The organism is Methylocapsa aurea, from assembly GCF_000746085.1.
Classification (GTDB): Bacteria; Pseudomonadota; Alphaproteobacteria; order Rhizobiales; family Beijerinckiaceae; genus Methylocapsa; species Methylocapsa aurea.
In genome coordinates, this window is sequence record NZ_JQKO01000010.1 from 140,403 (window position 1) to 166,361 (window position 25,959).

Here is a 25,959-nt window from a genome sequence, read left to right on the forward strand (position 1 = left end):
CGAACTCCCCCCGGTTACGGCGCCGGCTCCAGGATGCGACAGGCCGGGAGGCAGCTCCCGGCCTGCTGCTTTTTTCGGGACATGCTATATGTCGTTCATGCGCATTCTTATCGTCGAAGATGATTCCGAAGCCGCCAATTATATGGTCAAGGCCTTTCGCGAGGCAGGGCACGTCGCCGATCATGTCGACGACGGGCTCGAGGGTTATGCCCGCGCGCGCGAGGAAACCTACGACGTCTTGATCGTTGATCGAATGCTGCCGAAGCTGGACGGCCTGTCGCTCATCGGCGGCTTGCGGGCGCAGAAAATCGAGACACCGGCGCTGATTCTGTCGGCGCTCGGCCAGGTCGATGATCGCGTCAAGGGGCTGCGCGCGGGCGGCGACGATTATCTGGCCAAGCCTTACGCGTTTTCGGAGCTTCTGGCGCGAGTCGAGGTGCTGGCGCGGCGAAAGCAGCCGGGGTCGGGCGAGGACACGGTTTACCGCGTCAATGGCTTGGAGCTCGACCGGCTCGCCCATAAGCTGACGCGCGAAGGCAAGGAAATCCTATTGCAGCCGCGCGAGTTCCGCCTCCTCGAATATTTGATGAAACATGCCGGACAGGTGGTCACTAGGACCATGTTGCTTGAAAATGTCTGGGACTATCATTTCGATCCCCAGACCAATGTCATTGACGTCCATATTTCGCGGCTGCGGAGCAAGATCGACAAGGGCTTCGACCCGCCGCTTCTGCAGACGATCCGCGGCGCGGGGTATATGATCCGTGATGGCTCTCGGTAAGCTCTTTCGCACGACGGTCTTCAAGATATCGCTCGCCTATCTGGTGATTTCGGCGATCGGCGCGGGACTCGTTCTTGGCAGCGTCGGCGGAAACATGAAGACGCTGATCGACGAACAGATCGGGCAGACGGTCGAGGCCGATATCAGCGGCCTCTCCGAGCAATATGCGCAAGGCGGCATGCGGAGTCTCGTCGACAGCATCGAAAAGCGCACCCGCCGGCCAGGCGCTGGCCTCTATCTGGTCACGACCCCCGCCGGAGAGCCGATCGCCGGCAATATCGCCGGCTTGCCGCCGGGCGTTCTCAGCCGTCCCGGCCTTATCGAGACCATCTACCAGGCGCCAGGCGGCGGCACCGAGACGCGGCGCGCGCTCGCCCGCATTTTCGCCTTGTCGGGCGGGTTCCGTCTCCTCGTCGGGCATGATCTCGAAGAAGGCGAAAGCCTGCGCCGCATCCTTGGCGGGGCGCTTTTGACGTCGCTGTTCTGGCTGGTCATCATCGGAACGCTTGGCGGGCTGTGGGTCGCGCGGCGGGTCCTCGATCGCGTCGACGCCATCAACGCCAACGCTCGCACGATTGTCGCCGGCGATCTGTCGGGACGCTTGCCTTTGGCGGGCACCGGCGACGAACTCGATCGCCTCGTGCAAAATCTGAACGCCATGCTCGAACGGATCGCCGAACTCATGGCGGGGCTGAAGGAGGTCTCCGACAATATCGCGCATGACCTCAAGACGCCGCTGACCCGCCTCCGCGTCCGGGCGGAGCAGGCGCTGCATTTCGCCAAGACGCCGGAGGACTATCGCGGCGCGCTGGAAAAAGTGATCGATGAATCCGACCGCCTGATCCAGATCTTCGATGCCCTCTTGAACATCGCCAGGGCGGAGGCGGGGGCTGGGCGCGAGGGCATGATCGATTTCGACGCGGCGTCCGTCGCCCGCGACGTCGGCGAACTTTACGAGCCGGTGGCCGAAGAGCGCGGCATCGCGCTCAAGGTTATCGCCGAGCCAAATCTTTTGCTGCGCGGAAGCCGGGAGCTGGTCGGTCAGGCGCTCGCCAATCTCGTCGACAATGCCCTGAAATACGGCGGCCCGGACGAGCTTGGCGCGCTTTCGCCGGACAAGGCGGCCGCCTTGGACTTGCCAAAAGGCGCCGCCGGAAGCGCCGGTAAGGCTCAGGACAAAACCGTGGAGCTGTCGGCGCGGCGCCGTTGCGGCCGGATCGAAATCAGCGTCGCGGATCGGGGGCCTGGGATCGCGGAAAAAGACCGCGCGCGCGTGCTCGAACGCTTCGTCCGGCTGGAAAACTCGCGTTCGCGACCGGGCTCGGGACTGGGCCTGTCGCTCGCGGCGGCGGTCGCGCGCCTGCATAATGGAACCTTGCGGATCGAGGACAACGCTCCTGGCCTTCGCGTCGTCGTTTCGTTTCCGGCCGCGCCGCTTCCCCGCCGGCCTCCCGCGCCGCTAGCCCTGGCGCAGCCGGATGCGGCGGCATGAGCGCGACAGACCGGGACCAAACCCAAGACCAAGGCAGAAACAGTTTGGACCTGCCGCTTTGGCGGCGCTTGCGGTCTGCGCCCCGCCTCGCCGATCCGCGTCGCGCCCGATCGCGGCTGTCCGAATTTTATGCTGAATTGTCCGCCGCGCTTCCAGCCGCGACCGAGGCGGCGGAGATGCTCGCCCCAGATCCAGGCGTGCGCGCGCTGCTCGCCGCGCTTGCCGACCATTCGCCTTTTCTCTGGCGTCTCGCGGTCGCCGATCCTTCCCGGCTCGCGCTTTGCCTCGCGAGCGCGCCGTGGACGCGGCTCGACGCCTGCCTCGCGACGCTGGACGAAGCCTGCGATCAGGCGCAGGACGAGGCTGCGGTCATGCGCGCTCTGCGCCTCGCCAAGCAGGAGACCGCGCTGCTCATCGCGGTCGCCGATCTTGGCGGCGTCTTCGATGTCGTTGAGACGACGGCGGCCCTGTCTCGCGCCGCCGATGGCTTCATCTCGGCGGCGCTGCGCTTTCTGTTGCGAGAGGCGCATCAGGCGGGGCGTCTGCGGCTGGGCGATCTTGCAACGCCGGAGGTCGGCTGCGGCCTGACCATTCTGGCCCTCGGCAAGCTCGGCGCCTATGAACTCAATTATTCGAGCGATGTCGATCTCGCCGTCTTTTTCGATCCTGATTGCGCCGCGATTTCAGGAACGATGGAGCCCGCCCGGCTGTTTGTCGGCATCACGAAACGGCTGGCGCGGCTGCTCCAGGAGCGGACCTGCGACAGCTATGTCCTGCGCGTCGATTTGCGGCTGCGTCCAGATCCCGGCTCGACCTCCGTCGCGGTCGCGCTGCCCGCCGCCTATTGCTATTACGAAATGCTCGGTCAGAACTGGGAGCGAGCGGCCTATATCAAGGCGCGCCCGGTCGCTGGGGACAAGGCGCTTGGCGCGGCGTTTCTTGCGACCCTGACGCCCTTCATCTGGCGCAAATATTTCGATTACGCGGCTATCGCCGACATCCATGCGATGAAGCGGCAGATCCATGCGGTCCGCGGCCACGCCGAGATCACGGTCGACGGTCACGACGTAAAGCTCGGGCGTGGCGGGATTCGCGAAATCGAGTTTTTCGTTCAGACGCAGCAATTGATTTTTGGTGGCAAGAAGCCGCGTTTGCGCGGCTCGCGCACGCTCGACATGCTGGAGGAACTGGGGCGCGAGCGCCGGGTGACGGGCGAGGCCGTGGCGGATTTGCGCGCGGCCTATCTTTTCCTGCGCGAAATCGAGCATCGCTTGCAGATGATCGGCGATGAGCAGACCCAGCGCCTGCCGCAGGATCCGCAAGCTCTGCGGCGTTTCTCGCGCTTTTGCGGCTATGGCTCGGAAAAGCGCTTCCGCCTCGAATTCACGCATCATCTGTCGCGCGTTTCGCATCATTACGCGCTGCTGTTCGAGCACGCGCCCGGGCTCGACGCCTCCTTCGGCAGTCTCGTCTTCACCGGCGTCGCGGATGATCCCGAAACGCTGGAGACCTTGGCGCGGCTTGGCTTCAAGAACGCGCCGCTGGCGGTGGAGACGATACGCGGCTGGCATTTCGGCCGCCGCCCGGCCGTTCAAACCCCCCGCGCGCGCGAAATCCTCACTGAATTGGCGCCTCGGCTGCTTCAGGCTTTCGCCGGCTCGGGAGATCCCGACACCGCCCTCGCCAATTTCGATTCCGCGCTGGCGCGCATGCCGGCGGCGATCGAACTTTTTTCCATGTTGAACTCCAATCCGCGCATCTGCGAATTGTTTGGCGATATTCTGGGCGGCGCGCCTCGGCTCGCGCGCATGGTGATCAGCCACCCGCATCTCCTCGATGCGACGGTCAACCCAAGCATCCTCGAAGCGTCGGTCGAGGAAACCGCCTTCAAGCAACGCGCCGAACATCTCTTGCAAAACAGTTTCGGGACCGAGGAATTCCTCGACGCCGCGCGCGATTTCGCGCAGGAGGAGCTCTTTCCGATCGGCCTGCGCCTGCTGTCGGGCGCGATCGAGCCCATTGCGGCGGCGCGGGCCTATTCGGCCCTGGCGGAGAGCGTCATTCAAACCTGCCTCGCCTATGTCGAACGCGCTTTCACCGCCGAGCATGGACGCGCGCCGGGTGGGCGCTGCATCGTCCTCGCGCTCGGCAAGCTCGGCTCCCGCGAGATGACCGCGGCCTCCGATCTCGATCTCACGCTCATCTATGATTTCGATCTTGAGCGGCCGGACTCGGACGGGCCGAGTCCGCTTCACGCCGTGCAATATTATACGCGCATCGCGCAGCGCCTCATCTCGGCTTTGACCGTGGCGACGCGGCGGGGGCGGCTCTACGACGTCGACATGCGGCTGCGGCCTTCCGGCGGTCAAGGCCCGGTCGCGACGCAGCTCGGCAGTTTTCTCGACTATCAGAACAAGGAGGCGGAAACCTGGGAGCATATGGCTTTGACCCGCGCGCGCGTGGTCGCCGGCGATCCTGGGCTCGGCGCGAAAACAAACGAGGCGATCCGCGCTGTGCTGATGCGCCCGCGCGGCGAGGCCTTGCGGCGCGACGTCTATGAAATGCGCGGCCTGATCGCGCGCGCGAAGGGCGATAAGGATGGCTGGGATCTGAAGCTCGCCGCCGGCGGTCTGATGGATATTGAATTCCTGGCGCAATATTTATTGCTGGGCCATGCCCATGCCGAACCGGAACTCGTCAACGTTTCAACCTTTGCCGTCATCGAGATTGCTGGTCGTCTTGGCCTGATCGACGCCGAGGATGCGGGCGTTCTGATGAAGGCGCATCGTCTCCTGACCAATGTGACGCAAATACTGCGCCTGACTTTGGAGCCGGGCGACAACCCGCGCGCGGCGAGCGAAGCCGTCAAGAGGCGCCTTGCCGGGGTGGCGGCGTTGCCGAGCATTGGCGCGCTGGAAGGGGAGCTTCTGGAAACACGGGGCAAGGTGCGCGCCGTCTTCAACCGGCTTTTGGGGCGCGGGCAGGATTGAGTTGAAACGACGGGCGCGAAGCGCGCTCAGCCCCGAACCATGGCGCGCATTTTTTTCGGCGGCTGCAGTCGTCGCATCGCGCTGGTCGCTTGGAGCAACTTTTGCCGCGGCGCATCGCGCGACTCCGGAAGATGGACGAGGACGATGGTGCCCGCGCCCACGGAGGACCGGATGCGCATCGAGCCGCCGTGGAGATCGACCAGCGACCGGGCGATCGCGAGGCCTAGGCCGGAGCCTTTCATTCCATTGTCGAGCGCGCCGTCCAATTGTTCGAACGGCCGGCCGAGGCGCGCCAGTGGCGCGGCTGGAATGCCCATGCCGGTATCTTCGACATAAATGTTCAAGGCGCCCTGAATGATCCGCGTGCGAACGCTGACGCGGCCATGTTGGGGCGTGAATTTGACGGCGTTGCGGAGAAGGATCGTCAGAACCTTTTCGAACGCGGCGCGATCGGCATGGATGCGTTTGTCCGGGAGCGTTTCGGCGACGACGACGATTTCCTTTTCCTTGGCGATCGCCTCGACCGCCGCGAGCGCGCCGCAGACCGCGGCGTCGATGTCGAAGTCGCATTTTTGGAGCCGGACCCGGCCGGCCTCCAGACGCGACATGTCGAGGACGTCCGAGATCACGCCGAGCAGATATTGGCCGCTTTGCCGGATGTCGCTGCAGTAATCGACATATTTCTGCGACCCTAAAGCGCCGAATGTCTCCTGCTCCATCAATTCGGAAAAGCCGATGATCGCGTTGAGCGGCGTGCGCAACTCGTGGCTCATATTGGCGAGGAATTCGGACTTGGCCAGGTTGGCGGTCTCGGCCTCCGCCTTCTGCTCCAGGTATTTTTCGGCGAGATCGGCCAATTGTTGCGCCTGCGCCTCCAAAGTCTGGCGCGACCGGCGCAAGTCGGCGACGGTCGCCATGAGTCGGCGTTCGCTATCCATCAATTGTTCTTCGTGGCGCTTCAGCGCGGTGATGTCGGTTCCAACCGAAACATAGCCGCCATCCTTGGTGCGCCGTTCGTTGATCTGCAGCCAGCGGCCATCGCCTAGGCAGGCCTCGTAGGTGCGGGCGCCCGCCTGCGGGCGTTCGCCGACCGCAATCTGAGCCTGGATGAACGGAGGCGCGCCGGCCGCCATAACCCGGGCGTAAGGGGTTCCGGCGCGGACCGCCTCGCTGGTCAGATTGTGAAACTTCTGGAATTTGGAATTGCACATGACGAGCTGATTGTCGGCGTCCCACAGGACGAAAGCCTCCGACACGGTCTCGATCGCGTCGCGAAGGCGCATGTCGGCGGTCGCGGTGCGCTCGGCGAGCGCCTTTTGTTCGGTGATGTCGACCGCGATCCCGACGAGATGAGGCGTCTCGCCGGGGCGTTCGCGCACAAGTTCGGCCCGCGCCCGCAACCAGATCCACTCGCCCTTGACGTTCTGCATGCGGAACGCATGATCGACCGAGTCGGTCTTCGAGGCGGTCAGCAATTCGGCGATCGCCGCGAGGTCGCCGTCCTGGGGATGGACGAGCGCGTTAATGTCGCCAAAAGACAAGAATTGCCCAGCCGGCGCCATGCCGAGGATTTCATACATCGAATCGGACCAGTAGATGCGCCCGCGCGCAAGATCCCAGTCCCAAAGACCGCAGCGGCCGCGGCCTAGAGCCGTGTCGATGCGGTCGCGCACGCGTTCGCAAATCCGGTCGGCCTCGCGGGCGCGGGACGCCTGCCAGAAATAAGCCAGGGCCAGGGCGATGAGAACGGTGACGGTGGAGATGAGAAGAACGGCGATGCGAAAAGCGTTGGAGCGCCATTCGGCGAGAACCGCGTTCATCGGATAAACGATGGCGATTTGGCCAAAAGGCGGGGCCAAGGTGTGAACCGTCGCCAAGGCTTCCGCGCCATCCGAAAGATCGATGCGCAGGACGCCAGCCTTTTCGGCGAAAACCGTCAAAGGCTGAGCGGCGCCCAAATAGTCGGAAAGCGGGCCGCTGTCGCGCAATGGTGGATAGGACGCGACGAGGTCGCCGTCCGAAGTGCTGACGAGAAACTGGTGGCCTCGCGCCAGGGCGCGAGAGGGAATCGCCTGTTCAAGCGCGGCGCCGGGATCGGCCGCGGGCGCTTCCTTCATGGCGGCGCGAAATGCGTTGGAGACGACGCCGGCGACCAATTCCAGATCGGATCTGGCGTCGGATATTGCGCGATCATAGGCGTCAAAGGTCATCGCCGTCGTAATGGCGGCAAGGGTCCCGATGAACAATGCGACCATAACGGGAACGCTACGCCGCACCCATATTTCGAGGGCGGTCAGACGTAGGAACGCCTTTTGCGTTGTCGTATCAGCAAGTCCTTGCGTATAGGCAAGTTCCTGCAATGCCTCTGCTTGCGCAGGTGCACGCGCCGCGTTTGCACGCGCCATGTCAGGCCCCCTCGAAACTGACCGAAGCGATGTGCCGCATCTCTCCGAATCGAGATCATCTGAGTCTGAGTTTGGCGTTTTGTCCAGAGCTTAATGAAGGGTGAAAATAAAAATTGATCACGCTGCAATCTAGGATTGAAACGCGTTCCGTTGCCGCGCGGCTACAGGTCCGCGGTGACAAGCGCGAATGCGAAACCGTCATGGCCCTTGACCCCGACGGTCTGGATCGCCGTGGCGCTGACGCGGGGCTCGGCGGCCAGCAGCTTGTTGAATTGGCGCACCCCCTGGATGTCCGGATCGAGGCTGTCGGCGTCGATTACCGCGCCCTTGCGGACGACATTGTCGACGATGATCAGGCCGCCGCGCCGGCAAAGCTTGAGCGAAAGAGTGAAATAGGCGGGAATATTCTGCTTGTCGGCGTCGATGAAGATCAGGTCGAAGGGGCCCGCGCCCTCGGCGATCAGTTGCGGGAGCGTGTCCAGGGCGCGGCCAAGCCGCAGTTCGACGACGTCGGAAAGCCCCGCGCGGAGAATATTGGCGCGCGTGACTTCGGCGTGTTTGGGGTCGGATTCGAGCGTGATCAACCGGCCGCCGGCAGGAAGCGCCCGCGCCAGCCAGATGGCGCTATAGCCGCCCAGCGCGCCGATCTCCAGGATGTTCCGCGCGCCTTGCAGGCGGGCGATTAAATGGAGCAGCTTACCCTGGTTCGGCGCGACGGCGATTGGCGGCAGGCCGGCCTCCCGGCTCGCTGCTAGCGCTGCTTCGAGCGCCGGGTCGGCGGGAATGAGCAGATCCGCGATATAGTCGTCAACCGCCGTCCAAAGCGCTTCGCTCATCTAAAATTCCTAAATTCTATCGCCCCATATCCGCGTTTCAGGCGAGCGAGCGCTCGACGATGTCCTTGACATCGGCGGAGAGACCGGGGGTTCCGGCGACGCGCCGCAAGGCCGCTTCGGCGAGGCCGCGCCGGGTCGCCTCCAGCGAACGCCAGCTTCTGAAGGCGGCGAGAAGGCGGGCCGCGACCTGCGGATTCTTGCGGTCGAGTTCAAGGACGATTCCCGCGATGAAATCATAGCCGCTGCCGTCCCGAGCATTGAACTGCGTCTGATTCCCCGCGGCGAAGGCGCCGACCAGGGATCGCACCCGGTTCGGGTTGCCTAATGAAAACGCGGGATGCGTCATCAGGTTCTTAACCCGCCCGAGGACGCCTTGTTCCGGGATCATCGCTTGCAGCGCGAACCATTTGTCGATGACGAGGGCGTCGCCGGCATGGGCGCGGTAGAAGGCGCCGAGCGCGCTTTCGCGTTCGTTGCCCGGCGCCAGCGTGAGGACGGCGAGAGCGGCGATCTCGTCGGTCATGGTGTCGGCGCCATCGAACTGGCGCGTGGCAAGTCGCGCGCCTTCGGCCTGGTCGCCGGCGGCGATGAAATCGAGCGCCGCATTGTGCAGGGCGCGCCGTCCGGCGGCTGCGGCGTCAGGCGAATAGGGGGCGTTTTCGGCGAGCCGCGCATAGGTCGCGCGCAAGAGTTCGGCGAGCCTTTGCCCAATCGCCTCGCGCAGCGCGCGCCGGGCGACATGGATCGCATCGGGATCGACATCCTCGCCGATCTCGCGGGCGATGTCCGCCTCGCTTGGCAAGGTGATCAGCTGCGCAGTGAAAGCCGGATCGGCGCAGGTCTCGATCCCGATTCGCAGCGCGTTAATGAAGCCTTCGTCCTGGACGGGCGCGCCGCCGGCGCGCACGAGGCCGACCGAGCGGATAAGCAGGCGGCTGGCATAGGTCTGCGCCGCCTGCCAGCGGTTGAAGCTGTCGCTGTCGTGGGCGACAAGCGTGATGAGATCGGGCTCGCTTGCAGCGTAGTTGATCTGCACCGGCGCCGAGAAATCCCTCAGCAAGGAAGGCACCGGCCGTGCGGGCGCGTCGCGAAACACGATCCGCCGATGCGGCGTCGTCAGTTCGATCACGCCGCGGGCAAGCTCGCTGGCGCTGGCGCCGTCTTCGTCCGACGTGCGCAGCGTCAGATCGCCATCGGCGGCGACGAGGCCGAGCGCGATCGGGATCACGAAAGGCTCCTTATGCTCTTGTCCGGGCGTTGGTTTGCTGGATTGCGAGAAATCGAGCGTGAAAGTCTTGGCGGCTGCGTCATAGGCCGACGTCACTTCGACGAGCGGGGTGCCGGACTGATTGTACCAGCGGGAAAACTGGGTCAGGTCCCGCTGCGAGGCCTCGCCGAAACAGGAAATGAATTGCTCGATCGTGGCGGCGGTTCCGTCATAACGATCGAAATAGAGGTCCATGCCCTTGCGGAAGGCTTCATCCCCGATGAGCACTTTCAGCATGCGGATGACCTCGGCGCCTTTTTCATAGATCGTCGCGGTGTAGAAATTATTGATCTCGCGATAGGCTTCGGGCCGCACATTATGGGCCAGCGGCCCGGCGTCTTCGGGAAATTGCGCGGCGCGCAAGGTGCGCACATTGGCGATGCGCTGCACCGGGCGCGAGCGCATGTCGGCCGAAAATTCATGGTCCCGGAAGACCGTCAGTCCTTCCTTGAGACAGAGCTGGAACCAGTCGCGGCAGGTAATCCGGTTGCCGGTCCAATTGTGAAAATATTCATGCGCGATGACCGCCTCGATATGGGCGTAATCCGCATCGGTCGCGGTCTCAGGGGACGCAAGGACATATTTGTCGTTGAAAATATTGAGGCCCTTGTTCTCCATCGCCCCCATGTTGAAGTCGGACACCGCCACGATGTTGAAAACATCGAGATCATATTCGCGCCCGAATGCTTCTTCGTCCCAGGCCATGGACCGTTTCAAGGCGTCCATCGCATAGGCCGCCAAGGGCTCCTTGCCATGTTCGACATGGATGCCGAGCGCGACTTTGCGTCCCGATTTCGTGATGAATTCATCGTGAAGGGAGCCGAGATCGCCGCCGACGAGCGCGAACAGATAGCTGGGCTTTGGAAAGGGATCATGCCAGAGCGCGAAATGGCGCGAGGTCCCTTCGATCTTGCCCTCGCCGATCTTGTTGCCGTTGGAGAGGAGGAGAGGGGCCTCAATACTGTCCGCCTCGATCCGGGTCGTATAGACGCTGAGGACGTCCGGCCGGTCGAGGAAATAGGTGATCCGGCGGAATCCTTCCGCTTCGCATTGGGTGCAATAGGCGGAGCCGGACCGGTAAAGCCCCATCAGCCTTGTATTGGCCGAGGGGTTGATCTCGGTTTCGATTTCCATCGTGAAGGCGTCTTGCGGCGGGCTGGCGATGGTGAGCTGGTCGGGGGTCGCGAAGCCGGAGGCGGGATCCAGATCCGTTCCGTTCAGCGCGATTCTCTTCGCAACGAGCCCATCGCCGTCGAGAACGAGCGCCGCATTCGGCCGTCCTTGCGGGTTTGGGCGAATGGCGAGGCGGGCTATGACCCGCGTCGCCGTCGGGTGCAGCTTGACATCGAGATCGACCTTGTCGATCAAGTAGTCGGGGACCCTATAGTCCTTGAGGCGAACGGGTTCGGCAGTGTCGGTGCGCATCGAAACCTCAAACATGCGGAGCGCGAACGCTCGCGAAGAAAGCCGTTGCGGGCGATCATAGAACCTGCGCGCTTGCCGCGCAAAGTCGGCGCGGGCAGGCGGGGCGCTAGGCTCCGCAAGATGCGCCGCCATGCTCTGTTAGATAAGCCGTGCGCTGTTAGATAAAAGTCATAAGGGAAGTGAAAGAATGGCTGGAAGCATCGCGAAGTTTCTTTGGGTTGGGGCCGCCCTCCTCGCATCGGCTCTGCCGGCCGGGGCGCATGGACCGACCCGGCAGAAGATAACCGAGAAGGTCGAGATCAATGCCGCGCCGGCGAAGGTTTGGGCGATCATCGCCGATTTCCACGATATGAGCTGGCTTCCCGGCGTCGCCAAGACCACTGGCGAAGGCGGCAACCAGCCGGACGTCGCCAAACGCCAGATCACGCTCGACAGCGGCGCGACGATTGACGAAAACCTCTATAAATATGACGCGGCCGAGATGAGCTATTCCTATCGCATCGACAAGGTCGACGTGAAGGTTTTGCCGGTCAATAATTATTCCGCGACGATTATCGTCCTCCCGGCCGAAGGCGGCAAAAGCACGGTCGAATGGCGCGGCGCTTTCTATCGCGGCTATCCCAATAATGATCCGCCGCCGGAATTGAGCGACGAGGCGGCGCTGAAGGCCGTGGGCGATCTGTATAAATCGGGCCTGGCAAATCTGAAGAAGAAGGCCGAGGCAGCCAAATGAGGCGCCCAAGTTGAGACGCTTGATGAGCCGGGCAGGGCAATTGAAACTCATTGCCAGCTTGGGCGCCGTGCTGCTTTGCGGCGCGGCGGCGGCGGACGAAGCCTTCATTCCCGAACAAACCGGCGACGAGGTCAGCGTGCTCGACCTTGCCGCGAAAGCGGTCGTGGCGCGGATCAGGGTCGACGGCAAGCCGGCCGGAATCGCTATGGCGCGCGATGGGCGGACCGCCTATGTCACGAGCACCGAAGGCAAATATGTCTCGGTCATCGACGCGGCGACGCGCAAGGTTTCGGCGCGGATCATGATGCCGGACACGCCGCTCGGCATCGCCGCCGACCCGGCGGGTCGTTTTCTCTATGTCGCCGGCTTCTATCTGCCGCGCCTTTATAAGATCGATCTGGCGGCGGGCGCCGTCGTCGGCTCCGTGACCGTCGGCGCATCGCCCTCCGGCGTTGCGCTGACCCCGGATGGCGCTCTGATTGTGACCGCCGATCGCGGCGACGATCAAATCTCGATCATCGACGCCGCGAGCTTTGCCATTCTCGGCGCCGTCAAGGTCGGCGCGCATCCGTTCGGGATCACCATCGATCCGCGCGGCGAGCGCGCCTATACCGCGAATGTCGAAGGCGATAGCGTCTCGGTGGTCGATCTTGCCGCGCGCAAGCTGATTGGCGCGGCGTCGGTGGGCAAGCGGCCCTATGCCGTGGCGCTGGCCAAGGGGCGCGGCTTCACTTCCGACCAATATGGCGGGACGGTCTCGATTTTCGATCTCGCCACATTGCAGCCTTTGATGCGAATCGCGGTTGGGGAATATCCGGAAGGCATCGAGACCAGCGCCGATGGCGGCAGCGTCTATGTGACAAACTGGTTCTCGAACGAGGTTTGGGCGATCGACGCCGACGCGCTGAAAGTGACGGCGAAAATGCCGGTCGGCGACGGCCCCCGCGCGTTTGGGACGTTTTTGCGCCAGACGCATTGAGTTATTTACGGACTCATCGTCACTTTTAGCCGTAGGTATTGCGACCGGGCGAACCCTTCTGACAAAAAAAGACGATCAGCGCGACCCAGCCAGCGATGGGAATCAGAATAATCAAGAGCCACCATCCGGATCTGTCGGTGTCGTGCAGACGCCGAATCGAGACCGCAAGGTTCGGCAATAAAAGGCCAAGGGTGACGATTGAAAAAATGGGCTGAATTTGGGAGTGCGCTCCAAAAGACGAGATGTCGATCACTGAAGCGGCAATACTGGTAAGAATTCCGAATAGGTAAAACCACCAGTACTCGGGGCGGTTCGCGCGGCCAGAGAAGGTGGCGTATTTCGCGAAGCAGGAGCTGATGGCTTGGCTGAAGGTCGTCACCGGGGCATCGCGGCTCGCGATCGCGCCTTGCGGAAACGTCTGCGCGAATCCGAGCGGAGGGGGTTGGAGCGGACTGATTCCGAGGAGTAACGCAAGTTCGGTTCGGCCGAGGGGCTCCCAATTCGTCAGCTTCTGCGACCAGACGAGGGTATTCGCATTGATTGCGCCGGCTGACGCGAGAGCGGTTAGCTGTTCGACCGAGAAGGGACCCTTCTGTTCACTTCCTATCGCATAGTGCCACATGTTGGGCGATTCGATCATAGCCGCCATTCCTGCAAGTTAGAGCATTTTCGAGCGAAGTGGATGCCGGTTCGCGTTAAGAAAATGCGACAAAACAAAGAGCTAGAGCTGCTTTCTGATTTCGCGGAGACTGAAAGCGCTCTAGAACTAAAGCGCGCGTGCAAGATGGTCTCGCACATCGCATTTCAGTTGCAGACGCCGCAATATATTTAAACCTATAGAACTCCATTAAAATGTATCATCGATTTAAAAGCAGCATCTCGATGGGCTCAAAGCTGAACGGAGGGTGAGCGCAAAATATTCTTACGCACATAGAAGGCCGCGCCAAGATTCAGGGCGCCGAGAGCGCCGAGAAGGAGCGATTCCGAGGCTCCAATGGCGTCGCTCTGCAGCGCGGCGGTGAGCAGCACGCCAAAAACGATAAAACTGGAATTGAGAATATTCACGCCGCCGACGATCCTGGCGCGCATGTCCTTAGCCGCATCGGCCTGGATGGCGGTGAACAAGGGCACGACGAAAAGCCCGCCGGCGCAGGCGAGGCCCACGACATCGCAGGCGATTCGGATGCCGGTGGCGGAGCTTAAGAATTCAGCAAGCCCGACTTCAACCCTCGCCACGGGAAGGCTCCAGGTCGCGACCCCAAGATCGATCAGGAAAACCGCCATGCCGAGGGCCGCGTAGGGAACGAGCGTCAAGGAAATGCGGCCGCGCGCGATAACCGCCGCCGCGATCGACCCGATCCCGATCCCCAGCGCAAAAAGAGCGCTGATCGCCGTCTCGACAATAATGCCGCCGCCGGTCTTGTCGCGGATGACGACGGGGATCAGCGAAAGAGCGATCGCGCCGGTCATCCAGAACCAGGAGACCGCGATGCTTCGCGTCCAAAGATTTCGTTCCTGCCGGACTTCGCGCAGAAGGCCGCGCGTCGAGGCGAACACATTGGGATTGATGCGCAAATGCGGCGCGGCGCGTCCGCTGAGCGGTACGAAGAGACTTGCGCCCCAGCAGGCGAGGGCGATGAGCATCAGTTGCAGGACGGTTCCTTCGGGCGAGCGCCCGACGGCGGAAAGGCCTCCGGCGATCAGTCCCAGGAAGATGGCGATGAAAGTCGCGGCTTCGACCAGCGCATTGCCGGCGAGCAGCTCATGCCTCCTGAGAAGATCGGGCAGAATGCCATATTTGACCGGGCCGAACAGGGCCGAGATCACGCCGAGCCCGAACAGGGCGGCATAGAGCAGCGGCAAGGAGGTCAGCCATAGGCCCAAGGCGGCAATGACCTGCACCCAAATCTCGGCGAATTTCAGCCGCCGCCCGAGCCGCGATTTGTCCTGCGCATCCGCCATTTCGCCGCCAAGGCCGGAGAGGAGCAGCGATGGCGCCATGAAAATGCCGACCGCCAGCGTGATCAGCGGGCCGGCGTCTTTTTCGCCAAGCCTGAAGAGGATCAGCATGGCGAGCATGTTGCGAACGAAATTATCGTTGAACACGGAAAAGAATTGGCACCAGAACAAAGGCGCGAATCGGCGCGTCCGCAACAGGCCGGCCAGCATGGGCCTTGGCGCGGAGAGGACGGAATGATCGCTGTCGCGGCTCATGGGCGCGGCTCGGCGTGCCCGACGATCCGGACGATCTCGGCGAAGTCGCCGCGCACCTTGCGCTCCAATTCATCGACATGATCATGAACTGCGTCGACGCGAAGATCAGGATCGACGCAGCAATGGTAATTGACGACCAGGCCAGCCGGCGTTCTTCGCACTCGGACATTGTGGATGTCGCGGATCGGCCCCGCTTCCAGCGCTCTTTGCGCAAGGGCGGCGGCGATATCGGCGCATGTCTCGGGGGAAGCATCCTGGCCTTGCATCTGACGCGGCTCCTGGGGCTCGATGTGGGTCTCGACTTCGATGTCGGGGCCAAGTTCCTGCCGGATCTGCAGCTCCAGCCCTGACGCGATCTCATGCGCATTGCCATGCGTCATGCGGCCGTCGAGTTCGACGTCGAAACTGATCGAGGTCCGGCCGTCGATTTCCTGCAGGGTCACGTGATGAACTGGAACATGGCGCTTGCCCGCGATCAAGGCGACGCGTTCGAGAATCGTCTCGTTGTCGAGGGCGACGGGATGGGCGGCGACCGTGAGGGCGACTTCCGGATGCCGCGCGGCGATGGCCGCCGCGACATTCGCCTTGATGGCGGCGACCTTCTCAAGCGGCAAGGTCCGCGAAACCATGATCGAAATATCGCCGACCACCTCGGCGCCGGCTGGCCTCAGCCGCGCCGTCGTGACGTCGATCACGCCAGGAACCGATTGCGCGATGGAGGTAATCGCCTCGGTAAGGCCCTTTGGCGCCGCATCGAGCAAAGTGTCGACAGTGCGCCGGCCAATCTGGAAGCCGGCGACGGCGATGAACCCCGCCACTCCCAGCGCCGCGGCGGCGTCCCCCTCCGGATAGCCATAATGCGCCGCGGTCAGCCCGACGAGCGCCAGGGCCGAACTGACGATGTCGCTCGAAAAATGAAGCGCGTCGGCGCCGAGGGCCTCGCTGCGCGTCTCCTTGGCGATCCGTTTGAGGGAGCGCCAACGGAAAAAATCCACAATCATCGAGATGATCAGAACCCCGAAGGTGAGGGGTCCGGCCTCGATCGCGGCGTCGTGGCCGGCGAGGCGCTTGACCGCTTCAAACAGAATATAGGCGGCCATTGCGAAGAGGACCCCGGTCTCGACCAGGGCCGCCAGCGATTCCACCTTGCCGTGTCCAAATTGATGATCCGCATCGGCCGGCTTATTCGCGATTCGTATCGCGAAATAGGTCAAGACCGTCGTCGCGATATCGGCCATATTATTGCCAGCTTCAGACAGGACCGCCAAGGAGCCGGAAGCAAGGCCGGCGATGAGTTTGGCCAAGGTCATGAGGGTGCTGACCGCGATCGAGGCGATCGCCGCTCGCTCCTTGCGCCGATTGGCGTCGGTCATCGGCTTTTCCAGCTTTGTCGGCGGCCCCATTGGCTCATATGCTTAAATCCCAGTGCGGCGGCCGAGGTCGGTCGCCGGATGCGCCAGAGGCCTGCAAGACGCGGCAAGACCCGCCGTCCATGCTATATTATATCCAAATCGAATGCGCCGCCGGTTGCGGGACGGGGCGAAATCGGCAGAGGAATCGAACATGGAATATCTGCATACGATGGTCCGCGTCGCCGATCTCGGGCAATCGCTTGAATTTTACGCCGATAAACTCGGCCTGATCGAGGTCAGACGGATCGAAAACGAAACCGGTCGCTATACCCTAGTCTATCTTGCCGCCCCCGGCGACGTCGACCGCGCCATCAAATTCAAAACGCCGCTGATCGAGCTGACCTATAATTGGGACGAAGAGACGTATAAGAGCGGCCGGAACTTCGGTCATATCGCCTTTGGCGTCGAGGATATTTACGCAACCTGCGACAGGCTCATGAAGGCCGGCGTCACCATCGCCCGCCCGCCGCGCGATGGCGCTATGGCGTTCATCCGCTCGCCCGACAATATTTCCATCGAGCTTTTGCAGAAGGGCCCGCCGCTGCCAAGGCAAGAGCCCTGGGCTTCCATGCCCAGCACCGGGGTGTGGTAGCAATTTGCCCCCCGTTTCCGAGATCTTGCCGCCTGGCGGTTTGGCGCAATTGGCGCCGGTCGCCTCGAGCGCCTATTTCCTCGATGTCGATGGGACGCTTCTTGCGATCAGGCCGCGGCCCGAGGATGTCGTCGCCGATGCGTCCCTGCTTGGCCTGCTGGCGGGGCTCTCGGACGCGGCCGGCGGCGCGCTGGCGCTGGTCAGCGGTCGCAAGATCGACGATATCGACCGCATTTTCGCGCCGGCGGTCTTTTGCGCCGCCGGGCTGCATGGCGCGGAAATCCGGTTTCCGGATGGATCGCGCATCTTGGCGCAAAGCGGCGTCATGGACATCGCCCGGCCGAAACTCCTTGCATTCGTCGCGCGGCATCAGGGTTTGCGGCTTGAGGATAAGGGCGCGACGCTCGCCGTTCATTTCAGGCAAAGGCCGGACCTTGGACCCGAAGTCTTGGCCGCGCTGATGGGCGTTGCGCGAGGGGATGTTGCGGGCGATCTCGCCGTGCAGGAGGGCAAGATGGTCGCCGAACTCAAGCGGGCCGGCCACCACAAGGGAACCGCCATTGCAGCCTTGCTGAAGGCGGCGCCCCATGCTGGGCGGCAGCCGGTCTTCATCGGCGACGATCTGACCGACGAAAGCGGCTTTAGCTTCGTTAATGCGCTCGGCGGGATTTCGATCCGCATCGGCCCGGCCGAGGAGCCAAGCGCGGCGCGGCATCGTTTGAGCGATCCGGACGAATTAAGGCGGGAGCTCCGTTCGCTGCTTGGGGGATGAGACGGGGGCGTCTCGCGGGCATCGCGCCGCCGCATCCTTCTGGCGATAGCCGAGCCTTCCGTTCAAAAGCTCGATCAGACGCGCCGCCGCTTCCGGGATCACCGTTCCCGGCGGAAAAATCGCAGCGGCGCCGGCCTCCGCCAGGGCGTCGAAATCCTGCGGCGGGATGACCCCGCCGACCACGATCATAATGTCAGGCCGGCCTTCCCGCTCAAGCGCGGCCCGCAATTGCGGGATGAGCGTCAGATGCCCGGCGGCGAGCGAGGAGACGCCAAGGATATGGACATTGGCCTCGACCGCCTGGCGCGCGGCCTCCTCGGGCGTCGAAAAAAGCGGCCCGATCTCGACCGCGAAGCCGAAATCGCTCAGCGCCGACGCGACCACTTTCTGGCCGCGATCATGCCCATCCTGGCCGATTTTAGCGACGAGAATGCGGGGGCGTCGGCCATCGTTCTCGGCAAAATCCGCCACCAGGCGCTTTATATAGGCGATGGTGGCGGAGCCAACGCCGGCTTCCGCCGCATAGACGCCGGAAATGGCCTGGATCTCCGCGCGATGGCGGCCAAACACTTTTTCAAGCGCGAAGGAGATTTCGCCGACCGTCGCCTTGGCCCGCGCAGCCTCGATCGCGAGCGCCAGGAGATTGGCGCTCGTTTTCGCTCCCTGCGTCAAAGCGTCTAGCTTTTCTGCGACAAGGGCTGGCTCGCGCCCGGCTTTCAGCCGTTCGAGCTTGGCGATCTGCCGGGTGCGAACGGCGGCCGCGTCGACCTTCAAGATCGCGACCTCGGTTTCGCTCTGGGGCCTATAGGCGTTGACCCCGATCACGGTTTGAGCCCCGCTGTCGATGCGCGCCTGCGTCCTGGCGGCTGCCTCCTCGATGCGCCGTTTCGGGAGGCCGGCCTCGATCGCCTTGGCCATGCCGCCGAGGGCTTCGATCTCATCGAGATGCGTTGCGACGCGCGCGGCGAGCTCGGCGGTGAGCCGCTCGACGTAAAACGAGCCGCCCCAGGGATCGATGATGCGGGTCGTTCCGCTTTCCTGCTGCAGGAACAGCTGGGTGTTGCGCGCGACGCGGGCCGAAAATTCGGAAGGCAGCGCAAGCGCCTCGTCGAACGCATTGGTGTGCAGCGATTGCGTATGGCCCTGCGTCGCCGCCATGGCCTCGATCTGCGTGCGGATGATGTTGTTGAACGGGTCTTGCGCGGTCAGCGACCAGCCCGAGGTTTGCGCATGGGTGCGCAGCGCCAGGGACTTTTCGTTGGCCGGATTGAATCCCTTCACGAGCTTCGCCCAGAGGAGGCGGGCGGCGCGCAGTTTTGCGATTTCCATGAAGAAATTCATCGAGGTCGCAAAGAAAAACGAAAGGCGGGGCGCAAATTGATCGATATCGAGACCGGCCTTCAGCCCGGCGCGAATGTATTCGAGGCCGTCGGCCAGCGTATAGGCGAGTTCGAGGTCGGCGCTCGCCCCAGCTTCTTGCATATGATAGCCGGAGATCGAGATTGAATTGAACTTCGGCATGTTTTGCGCGGTAAACGCAAAAATATCGGAGGTGATGCGCAAGGACGCAGCGGGTGGATAGATATAGGTGTTGCGCACCATGAATTCTTTTAAGATATCGTTTTGGATCGTGCCGGCAAGCTTGCCCAGCGGCGCGCCCTGTTCCTCCGCCGCGACGATATAGAGCGCGAGGATCGGCAGCACGGCGCCGTTCATCGTCATCGAGACCGACATTTCATCCAGCGGAATGCCTGAAAAAAGCATCCGCATGTCGTCGATGGAATCGATCGCGACGCCGGCCATCCCGACATCGGCGGCGACGCGCGGATGATCGGAATCATAGCCCCTGTGGGTGGGAAGATCGAAAGCCACGGAGAGGCCTTTTTGCCCAGCGGCTAGGTTGCGGCGGTAAAAGGCATTCGACTCCTCGGGCGTCGAGAAGCCGGCATATTGGCGGATCGTCCAGGGCCGCAGCGCGTACATCAGAGGGTAGGGGCCGCGGAGATAGGGCGGCAACCCCGGAAATGTATCGAGCCAGTCGATCCCTTCGAGGTCAGCCGAATGGTAGATTGGCTTGACCACGACGCCTTCGGGCGTCGCCCAATCTTCGCCCGCGAGTTGGTCTGATGGACCTGCGGCGGGCGCGAAACTCAAGTCCGAAAAATCAGGAATGCGGCTCACAAGGCGTCCTCCCGGCTGGGCAAGACCGTGGATCAGCCAAATGATAGAGCGTTGCGCCGAATATGGCCATTGCGCTTGTCGGGACCGCGCCTTCTACGCGAAGACGCCGCTCCCGGCGCGCGCCGCTAGACTTTGTGATGGCGCGATTGTCCAGAGCGCTTTCGGATTTTCGAGAATCAAAAAGCAGCTCTCATTGTTTACTTTATCGCATTTTCTTAATGCGAGCCGGCATCTACTGTCGTTCTATTTGACGAATGATGCATCCAAAAAGTCGGCAACTTTTGGCGTCACGCTCTAGCTTTGCCGAGCGGCGCGCCACGATCCGCCACATTGCATGGTCGGAGACGACCAGGTGCCGGAGCCTGAGCTGCCTTTGACCTTTCCGGCGACATGGGCGACGTTATTGTCGCGGCGAAACGCCAGGGAGACAACGCCGCGCTGGTCGATCTGACCGGAGGCCTGCATGATCGCGTCGCCAGCCGAACTGACGCGGCCGCCGGAGACGGCGATTGTCCAATGATAGGATCTGTCGCATGCGCCTTGCTCGGTGACGATTTCGACGGCATAGACGCCATCGTGATTTTCCACGGCGGCGGACCTGATCTTATTCTCCGCGCTCGCCATAAGAATCGCGGACAAGAGACTGGCGGCGGCGAGCGCGGCGGTGAAAAGATGTGAATAACGAACAGGGCTCATTCTATTTTTCTCCCAACTGCCTTCCGGCACAAATAAAGCTTTCGGCGAAGCGGAGCGTGGTTCGCCGTTTCGCGATGCGGCCAAATGAATGTCACGGCGCTTCCCAGGCTCCCATGAAGCGGGATGGCGCCTCATGGCGCCAATAAGCCTACGGGCAGAGGGCGTCCTGAAATGCGATCAAGCAAATGATCAAGCAAATGATCAAGCAATCGAACAACGCCCTTGCGCTTACCGTGAAAGCGCTCTCGTCCTTACGCCTTGAAAAAAGCGCGAGCCCGCCACAAAAAGTCAACAGCCAATTCGCACTTTAACCAAGATCATTACCGATCCTAAACGGCTCTGGCAAGTGCATGCTCCAGAATGACCAGGGCATTGCACCCCGGATGAACGAATTCAGCGACCCCGGCCTCTCGCAAAGCGGCTTTCATTTTGGCGGGAGATCCGGCGAAACAAATGAGCGCCGCGCCCGCTGCGCCGATCGCCCGCGCGGTCGCGAGAGCGGTCTCCGGGGCAATGGCGTCGGAGGCGCAAATGCAGGCGATTCTGCAACCTGAAAGGCGGAAGGCCGCCTCCACCTCTTGAACTGTCTTGAAGCCGGCGTTGGCCACAGCCTCGATGCCCCCTGCCTCGAAGAGGTTCTTGGCGAAGATCGAAGGCGCCAGAAAATCTTCCAGAGATCCTAGATTGGCGAAAAAGATTGTTGGTCTCGCGCCCGTTTGGGCGAGGGCCGCGTCGGAAGCCGCGCGCAAACCTTCATAAGGTTCGGCGTCGCGATGGCAGGCGAGGGGCGCGCATCCGGCGCCCGCCCGCGCCGATGGGCCATCGACCGGCGGAGCCACGGCCAGCACCTCCACCGCCGTTTCGCCAAGATCTGGAAAAGTGCTGGAGCCGGTGATCGCCTGCGTCCTATGGGCAATGCGCTCGCGTCTTATTGCCGCGGTCGCCGCGATCTCCTCTTGCGGCCAACCGACCCTAAGGCTTTCTAAAACGCCGCCCGATCTTTCAAACCTTTGGAACAAAGTCCACGCTTTCGCGCAGAGGCCGTCGGTCAGTGCCTCGAAACCGCCGGCGCCTGCCGCAGGATCGGCGACCTTGGCGAGGTTCGCCTCGAAGAGAAGCAGCAATTGCGCATTGCGCGCCAGCCGGCGGGCGAATTCGTCCGGCAGGCCGAGCGCCAAAGTGAAAGGCAGAATGGTGATGACGTCCGCGCCGCCAAGGCCGGCGGAAAATGCGCCCATCGTCCCCCGGAAGATATTCACCCAAGGGTCGCGCTTGGTCATCATCCGATAGGAGGTTTCGGCATGGAGGCGGATTGGCTTTGGCGCAAGGCCGCAGGCCGATTCGACGCGCGCCCAGAGCCGCCGCAAGGCGCGGAATTTGGCGATGGTCAGGAACGCGTCGGAGTCGGCGGCAAGCAGAAAAGCGATCTCGTCCCGGGCCTCGCTGAGGCCGACGCCATTGGCCACCAGTAGCCGAAGATAATCGACGCCGGTCGCCAGCACCGCTGCGAGCTCTTGCGCCTCGCCGGCTCCCGCGTCGTGATAGGGGCGCCCATCGGCAAGGAGGAAATGCCCCGCGAATCCGCTATCGCTCAGAGTCTGGCGCATATCCGCCGCCGTGCGCCCGATCTTGGCGATGGTTGCTGGAATTGCTCCCGATTTGGCGAAATGGCCGATCGGATCATGGCCGAAATCAATGTTGAGCGCGGCGGCGGTCAGCCGGCGTTTTCTGGCGAGCGCGGCGAATGCCGGGGCAATTTCCATGGTCCGCGCCCCGGCGTCGAGCCGAAGCGAGATCAGATCGAGTTCGACGCCTTCCAGCGCCGCGTCGAGATCGCTTTCGCTTCCGATCTCGACGCCAAAGCCGCGCGCCGCCGGCGCCTGCGCGACGGTAAGCGTGAGGGCGGCGGCTCCGCCCTCGAGGTCTGACCGCGCGAGTCGATTTGCGCTCGCAGCATCCGGGTGGTCCATTCTTTGCGCAACGCGCCAGCCGTCCGGCCTTTGCCGCAAGGCGCGGCCGAGTCCAGCGGGGGCGCGCGGGTAGAGCGGATTGATCGCGAGGCCTTCAGGCGTCGAGGCGACGAGCTTTTCGAAGCTGCCGCCTTTGAGCGCGGCATCGGCGAGCTGAGCCCATCGAACTGCGTCCGCCGGGGAGAACAGGCCTTCAATTTCGATGCCTTTGGAGCCTGTTTCCATTTTGGATCCGCCGACGATCTCTCCAGTTCGCCATGCGGAGAGGCGCCGCCGATTAGGGCGCGACGCGACTTAGTCCGGCCATGTGGGGCGATCTCGGGCCTGTTTGCAAGACCGACTCACTTTTGCATTTGATCATCGCGGATATCAACGCGCCATCAATAGATGGCATTGGTCCGGCGACGCATCCAGCCCATCCGCCATTGACGAGGGGCAATCCGATCAGGCTCTTTCAGCGAGCGCGGCGAGGCAGAAATCGATCATTTGATCGAGCGTTGGCTCAGGATCCTGCGCGCATTCCACCATCAGCCGCGGATGAAGGAAACGGACGCAGGCGCTGCGGACGAGAATCGCCGCAAGCTCCGAATCGCCGGCCTTAAATTCGCCGGCCGCCATTCCCCGGCTGATAATTTGAGCGAGAATCTTGTCCATCTTGTCGGCGTGTTCACGGACGATCGGCCAATTTTCATTATAGGCCGTCTCAAATAATTCGTGCAGCTTCCGATCGGACAGGAATCGCTGTGAGTTCAGATCCTCAATGGCGGCCATCAAATTGCGCAAAGACTTGCCGGCCGGTCCCGATGCTCTCGCGATTTTCGTTGCGGAGGCTTCGATCTCGCCGAAAATCCTGCTGCAGACGGCCACGTTGATTTCGGCTTTGGCGCCAAAGAATCGATAAACGTTAGCCGGCGACATGTGCAACTCGCGCGCGATATCGCCGACGGTCGTTTTTTGAAAGCCGACCTCGTGGAACAAGCGCTCCGCCACCCCGATGATGTCGAGCTGGGTATCGCCTTCTCTCTGCGCAGATGAGTTTTTCATTCGATCACAATCCATAAGGCTCGAATCGACTAGTCCCGTATGACGATCCTAATATTCTTTCTAATAGCGTCATACATATTTAATCTCGTAATTAAATTTTGGCAACAATCGGCTACTGACGCTTTGGCATTGTTTTGCGTCATCGGCCCGCTCGGCTGCTTGGCGGTCGTCCGCTCCATAAGGGATTCGCAGCCGCGGCGTCGCCGGCTCCTGCAAGAACCAAAGAGCGGCTTGTCTGGGGATAAGCGGCGAATTTGGGGCCGAGGCCGGCGCGATTGCCGCGGTTTGGCGCGCGGCGCTTAAATCGAACGCGTCGCCGAAATCATTCGGCGACATCCAGAAAGCACCGTCCCTCGCGGTCCTCCGTCTCGATGATCCAAAGGTCGGGGTCAAAACTGATTTCCCGCGCGAGTTTCAGCTCGGCTTCAGCAGGATCGATCCATGGATCGCGGTGCATTCGCGAAAAAACCCGGTCTTGATCCTCTTTCAATTCGCTTTGGGGCGCGGGGCCGAACACGGCGGCGGCGCCGTCGAGCCGATCGAGCTTGATAAATATGGCGCCGGCCTCAGCGGCGCCGCGCCGACGCAGGACGGCGACGGCGCCCTCATGCGCGCAGCGGCGGAGGTAGGCGCTCACCCAGAAATCCGCGCGCAGCCGCATGATCGCTCCCATCTGGACCCCGAATCGAGAATCTGACTTTGCGGGAAATGTGCGCAATCTGTACAACGATCGCAAAGGAATTGGACGCATTATAGGTTCGCGTCTCGTTGCAAGGAGATCCTATGGCCGCGCTCGAAAAAGTCCTGGCGAAAATCGACGCCAATCTCGAGCCCGCGCTGGGGCGGCTCTTCAAGCTGATTGAAATCAAGTCGGTTTCGACCGATCCCGCCTATGCGGGCGATTGCGCCAAGGCGGCCCAGTGGCTTGTCGATGAATTCAAGAGCCTTGGGTTCGAGGCGTCCTTGCGGGAAACCGCCGGCCATCCGATGGTCGTCGCGCGCGGCAAGGCCTCGCGTCCGGATGTGCCGCATGTGCTCTTTTATGGCCACTATGACGTTCAGCCGCCGGATCCGCTCGAATTATGGGAGACGCCGCCTTTCGAGCCTCGTTTGGCCGAGGCCGCAACCGGCAAGCAGATCGTCGGACGCGGCGTCGCCGACGACAAGGGCCAGCTCATGACCTTCGTCGAGGCCTGCCGCGCCTTCAAGGAAACCGGAGACTTGCCTTGCGAGATTTCCGTCCTCATCGAAGGCGAGGAGGAGACGGGTTCGCCATCGCTTCCCGCATTTCTGGCGAGCAACAAGGACGAGCTGAAGGCCGATATGGCGCTCGTCTGCGACACCGGCATGTGGGATCGCGCGACGCCGGCAATCACCGTGATGCTGCGCGGCCTCGTGCTTGAGGAAGTCGTGATTCATGGCGCCAACCGCGATCTGCACTCCGGCATTTTCGGCGGCGCGGCGATCAATCCGATCCGGGTGCTGGCGCGCATCATTGCCGACCTCCATGACCCGCAGGGGCGCATTACCCTGCACGGTTTTTACGATGGCGTCGCCGAATTGCCGGAGGCTGTCGCAGAGCAATGGCGGGGCTTGCGCTACCGCGAGGCGGCGTTTCTCAAGGAGGTCGGGCTCTCGGTTTGCGCCGGCGAGGAGGGCCGCGGCGTTCTGGAAATGGTTTGGGCGCGCCCGACCTGCGACGTCAATGGAATCATCGGCGGCTACACCGGCCAAGGCTCGAAGACGGTGCTTCCGGCGGAGGCCCGCGCCAAATTTTCGTTTCGCCTCGTCGGCTCGCAGGACCCGGATAAGATCGCCGCGGCGTTCCGCGCCTTCGTGCAAGAGCGCTTGCCAGCCGATTGCCGCGCGGAGTTTATTTCGCATGGCGCCTCGCGCGCGCTGCAGCTGCCGTTTAGTTCGGAGGTTCTGTCGCGGGCGAGCCGCGCGCTCCAAGCCGAATGGGGCAAGGACCCGGTTCTCGCCGGCTGCGGCGGTTCGATTCCGATCATCGGCGCGTTCAAGCAGGATCTTGGCATGGACAGTTTAATGATCGGCTTTGGCCTCGAGGACGATCGGGTTCACTCGCCAAATGAGAAATACGAACTCTCGTCGTTCCACAAAGGCGCCCGGAGCTGGGCGCGGGTCTTGAACGCGCTCGCCCCTTAAGCGC

The 25,959-nt window shown here is 62.7% G+C and carries 19 protein-coding genes; 8 read left to right on the top strand and 11 right to left on the bottom strand.

Annotated elements, in window-relative coordinates; all coding sequences use genetic code 11:
- Window positions 1-97 precede the first annotated feature (97 nt).
- The 3 genes from DL86_RS08340 to DL86_RS08350 are packed head-to-tail and all read left to right on the top strand — an operon-like array spanning window position 98 to window position 5,263.
- The gene (locus DL86_RS08340; protein WP_036260322.1) at window positions 98-781 is read left to right on the top strand and encodes a response regulator transcription factor; all 684 of its coding nucleotides are present in this window, start codon (window positions 98-100) and stop codon (window positions 779-781) included.
- Window positions 768-2,273, top strand: coding sequence for a sensor histidine kinase (locus DL86_RS08345; RefSeq protein WP_051952991.1), 1,506 nt, complete (start codon window positions 768-770; stop codon window positions 2,271-2,273). Before DL86_RS08340 ends, DL86_RS08345 begins: the two co-directional genes overlap by 14 nt.
- Window positions 2,270-5,263 (top strand): bifunctional [glutamine synthetase] adenylyltransferase/[glutamine synthetase]-adenylyl-L-tyrosine phosphorylase, encoded by a 2,994-nt coding sequence (locus DL86_RS08350; RefSeq protein WP_051952993.1) that lies wholly within the window; start codon window positions 2,270-2,272, stop codon window positions 5,261-5,263. The genes DL86_RS08345 and DL86_RS08350 overlap by 4 nt, the downstream gene beginning before the upstream one ends.
- 26 nt (window positions 5,264-5,289) lie before the next feature.
- Here DL86_RS08350 and DL86_RS08355 read toward each other — a convergent pair whose 3' ends face one another.
- The 3 genes from DL86_RS08355 to pepN all read right to left on the bottom strand — a co-directional run bounded on the left by DL86_RS08355 (window position 5,290) and on the right by pepN (window position 11,196).
- Complete coding sequence (locus tag DL86_RS08355; protein ID WP_084572787.1) at window positions 5,290-7,668, bottom strand: PAS domain-containing sensor histidine kinase; 2,379 nt, start codon at window positions 7,666-7,668, stop codon at window positions 5,290-5,292.
- Window positions 7,669-7,829: 161 nt separating this feature from the next.
- A complete protein-coding gene (locus DL86_RS08360; protein WP_036260134.1) occupies window positions 7,830-8,504 on the bottom strand; it encodes an O-methyltransferase in 675 nt (224 codons plus the stop codon).
- Window positions 8,505-8,541: 37 nt separating this feature from the next.
- Complete coding sequence (gene pepN / locus DL86_RS08365) at window positions 8,542-11,196, bottom strand: aminopeptidase N (RefSeq protein ID WP_036260329.1); 2,655 nt, start codon at window positions 11,194-11,196, stop codon at window positions 8,542-8,544.
- A 187-nt stretch (window positions 11,197-11,383) separates the two neighbouring features.
- Between pepN and DL86_RS08370 the strand changes: the two genes are divergently transcribed.
- The gene (locus tag DL86_RS08370; RefSeq protein ID WP_051952994.1) at window positions 11,384-11,929 is read left to right on the top strand and encodes an SRPBCC family protein; all 546 of its coding nucleotides are present in this window, start codon (window positions 11,384-11,386) and stop codon (window positions 11,927-11,929) included.
- A 22-nt stretch (window positions 11,930-11,951) separates the two neighbouring features.
- Complete coding sequence (locus DL86_RS08375) at window positions 11,952-12,908, top strand: beta-propeller fold lactonase family protein (protein WP_036260136.1); 957 nt, start codon at window positions 11,952-11,954, stop codon at window positions 12,906-12,908.
- Window positions 12,909-12,933: 25 nt separating this feature from the next.
- Here the strand turns inward: DL86_RS08375 and DL86_RS19205 are convergent, their stop codons facing one another.
- The 3 genes from DL86_RS19205 to DL86_RS08390 all read right to left on the bottom strand — a co-directional run bounded on the left by DL86_RS19205 (window position 12,934) and on the right by DL86_RS08390 (window position 16,495).
- A complete protein-coding gene (locus DL86_RS19205) occupies window positions 12,934-13,548 on the bottom strand; it encodes a DUF805 domain-containing protein (RefSeq protein ID WP_162180409.1) in 615 nt (204 codons plus the stop codon).
- A gap of 248 nt (window positions 13,549-13,796) precedes the next feature.
- Entirely contained in the window at window positions 13,797-15,122 is a 1,326-nt protein-coding gene (locus tag DL86_RS08385; protein ID WP_245276306.1) for an MFS transporter, read from the bottom strand.
- Window positions 15,119-16,495 (bottom strand): cation diffusion facilitator family transporter, encoded by a 1,377-nt coding sequence (locus DL86_RS08390; RefSeq protein ID WP_245276307.1) that lies wholly within the window; start codon window positions 16,493-16,495, stop codon window positions 15,119-15,121. The genes DL86_RS08385 and DL86_RS08390 overlap by 4 nt, the downstream gene beginning before the upstream one ends.
- 190 nt (window positions 16,496-16,685) lie before the next feature.
- Between DL86_RS08390 and DL86_RS08395 the strand changes: the two genes are divergently transcribed.
- Entirely contained in the window at window positions 16,686-17,126 is a 441-nt protein-coding gene (locus DL86_RS08395) for a VOC family protein (RefSeq protein WP_036260337.1), read from the top strand.
- Window positions 17,127-17,130: 4 nt separating this feature from the next.
- On the top strand, window positions 17,131-17,898 hold the full coding sequence (otsB, locus tag DL86_RS08400; RefSeq protein WP_036260139.1) for a trehalose-phosphatase: 768 nt from the start codon (window positions 17,131-17,133) through the stop codon (window positions 17,896-17,898).
- Here the strand turns inward: otsB and scpA are convergent.
- The 5 genes from scpA to DL86_RS08435 form a co-directional block, all read right to left on the bottom strand.
- Entirely contained in the window at window positions 17,863-20,079 is a 2,217-nt protein-coding gene (gene scpA, locus DL86_RS08405; protein ID WP_051952997.1) for a methylmalonyl-CoA mutase, read from the bottom strand. The genes otsB and scpA overlap by 36 nt on opposite strands.
- A gap of 294 nt (window positions 20,080-20,373) precedes the next feature.
- Window positions 20,374-20,775: a hypothetical protein gene (locus tag DL86_RS08415; RefSeq protein WP_036260144.1), complete on the bottom strand. Its 402-nt coding sequence runs from the start codon at window positions 20,773-20,775 to the stop codon at window positions 20,374-20,376.
- Between the two features lie 329 nt (window positions 20,776-21,104).
- Window positions 21,105-22,970 carry a methylmalonyl-CoA mutase subunit beta gene (locus tag DL86_RS08420; protein ID WP_051952999.1) on the bottom strand — a complete coding sequence of 622 codons (1,866 nt, stop codon included), beginning with the start codon at window positions 22,968-22,970 and terminating at the stop codon, window positions 21,105-21,107.
- A gap of 219 nt (window positions 22,971-23,189) precedes the next feature.
- Window positions 23,190-23,789, bottom strand: coding sequence for a TetR/AcrR family transcriptional regulator (locus DL86_RS08425; RefSeq protein ID WP_036260146.1), 600 nt, complete (start codon window positions 23,787-23,789; stop codon window positions 23,190-23,192).
- Between the two features lie 322 nt (window positions 23,790-24,111).
- Entirely contained in the window at window positions 24,112-24,450 is a 339-nt protein-coding gene (locus DL86_RS08435) for a DUF1491 family protein (protein WP_036260344.1), read from the bottom strand.
- 122 nt (window positions 24,451-24,572) lie between these two features.
- On the opposite strand from DL86_RS08435, the gene DL86_RS08440 reads away from it, so the two are divergent.
- Complete coding sequence (locus DL86_RS08440; protein WP_036260150.1) at window positions 24,573-25,955, top strand: M20/M25/M40 family metallo-hydrolase; 1,383 nt, start codon at window positions 24,573-24,575, stop codon at window positions 25,953-25,955.
- The last annotated feature ends 4 nt before the right edge of the window (window positions 25,956-25,959 follow it).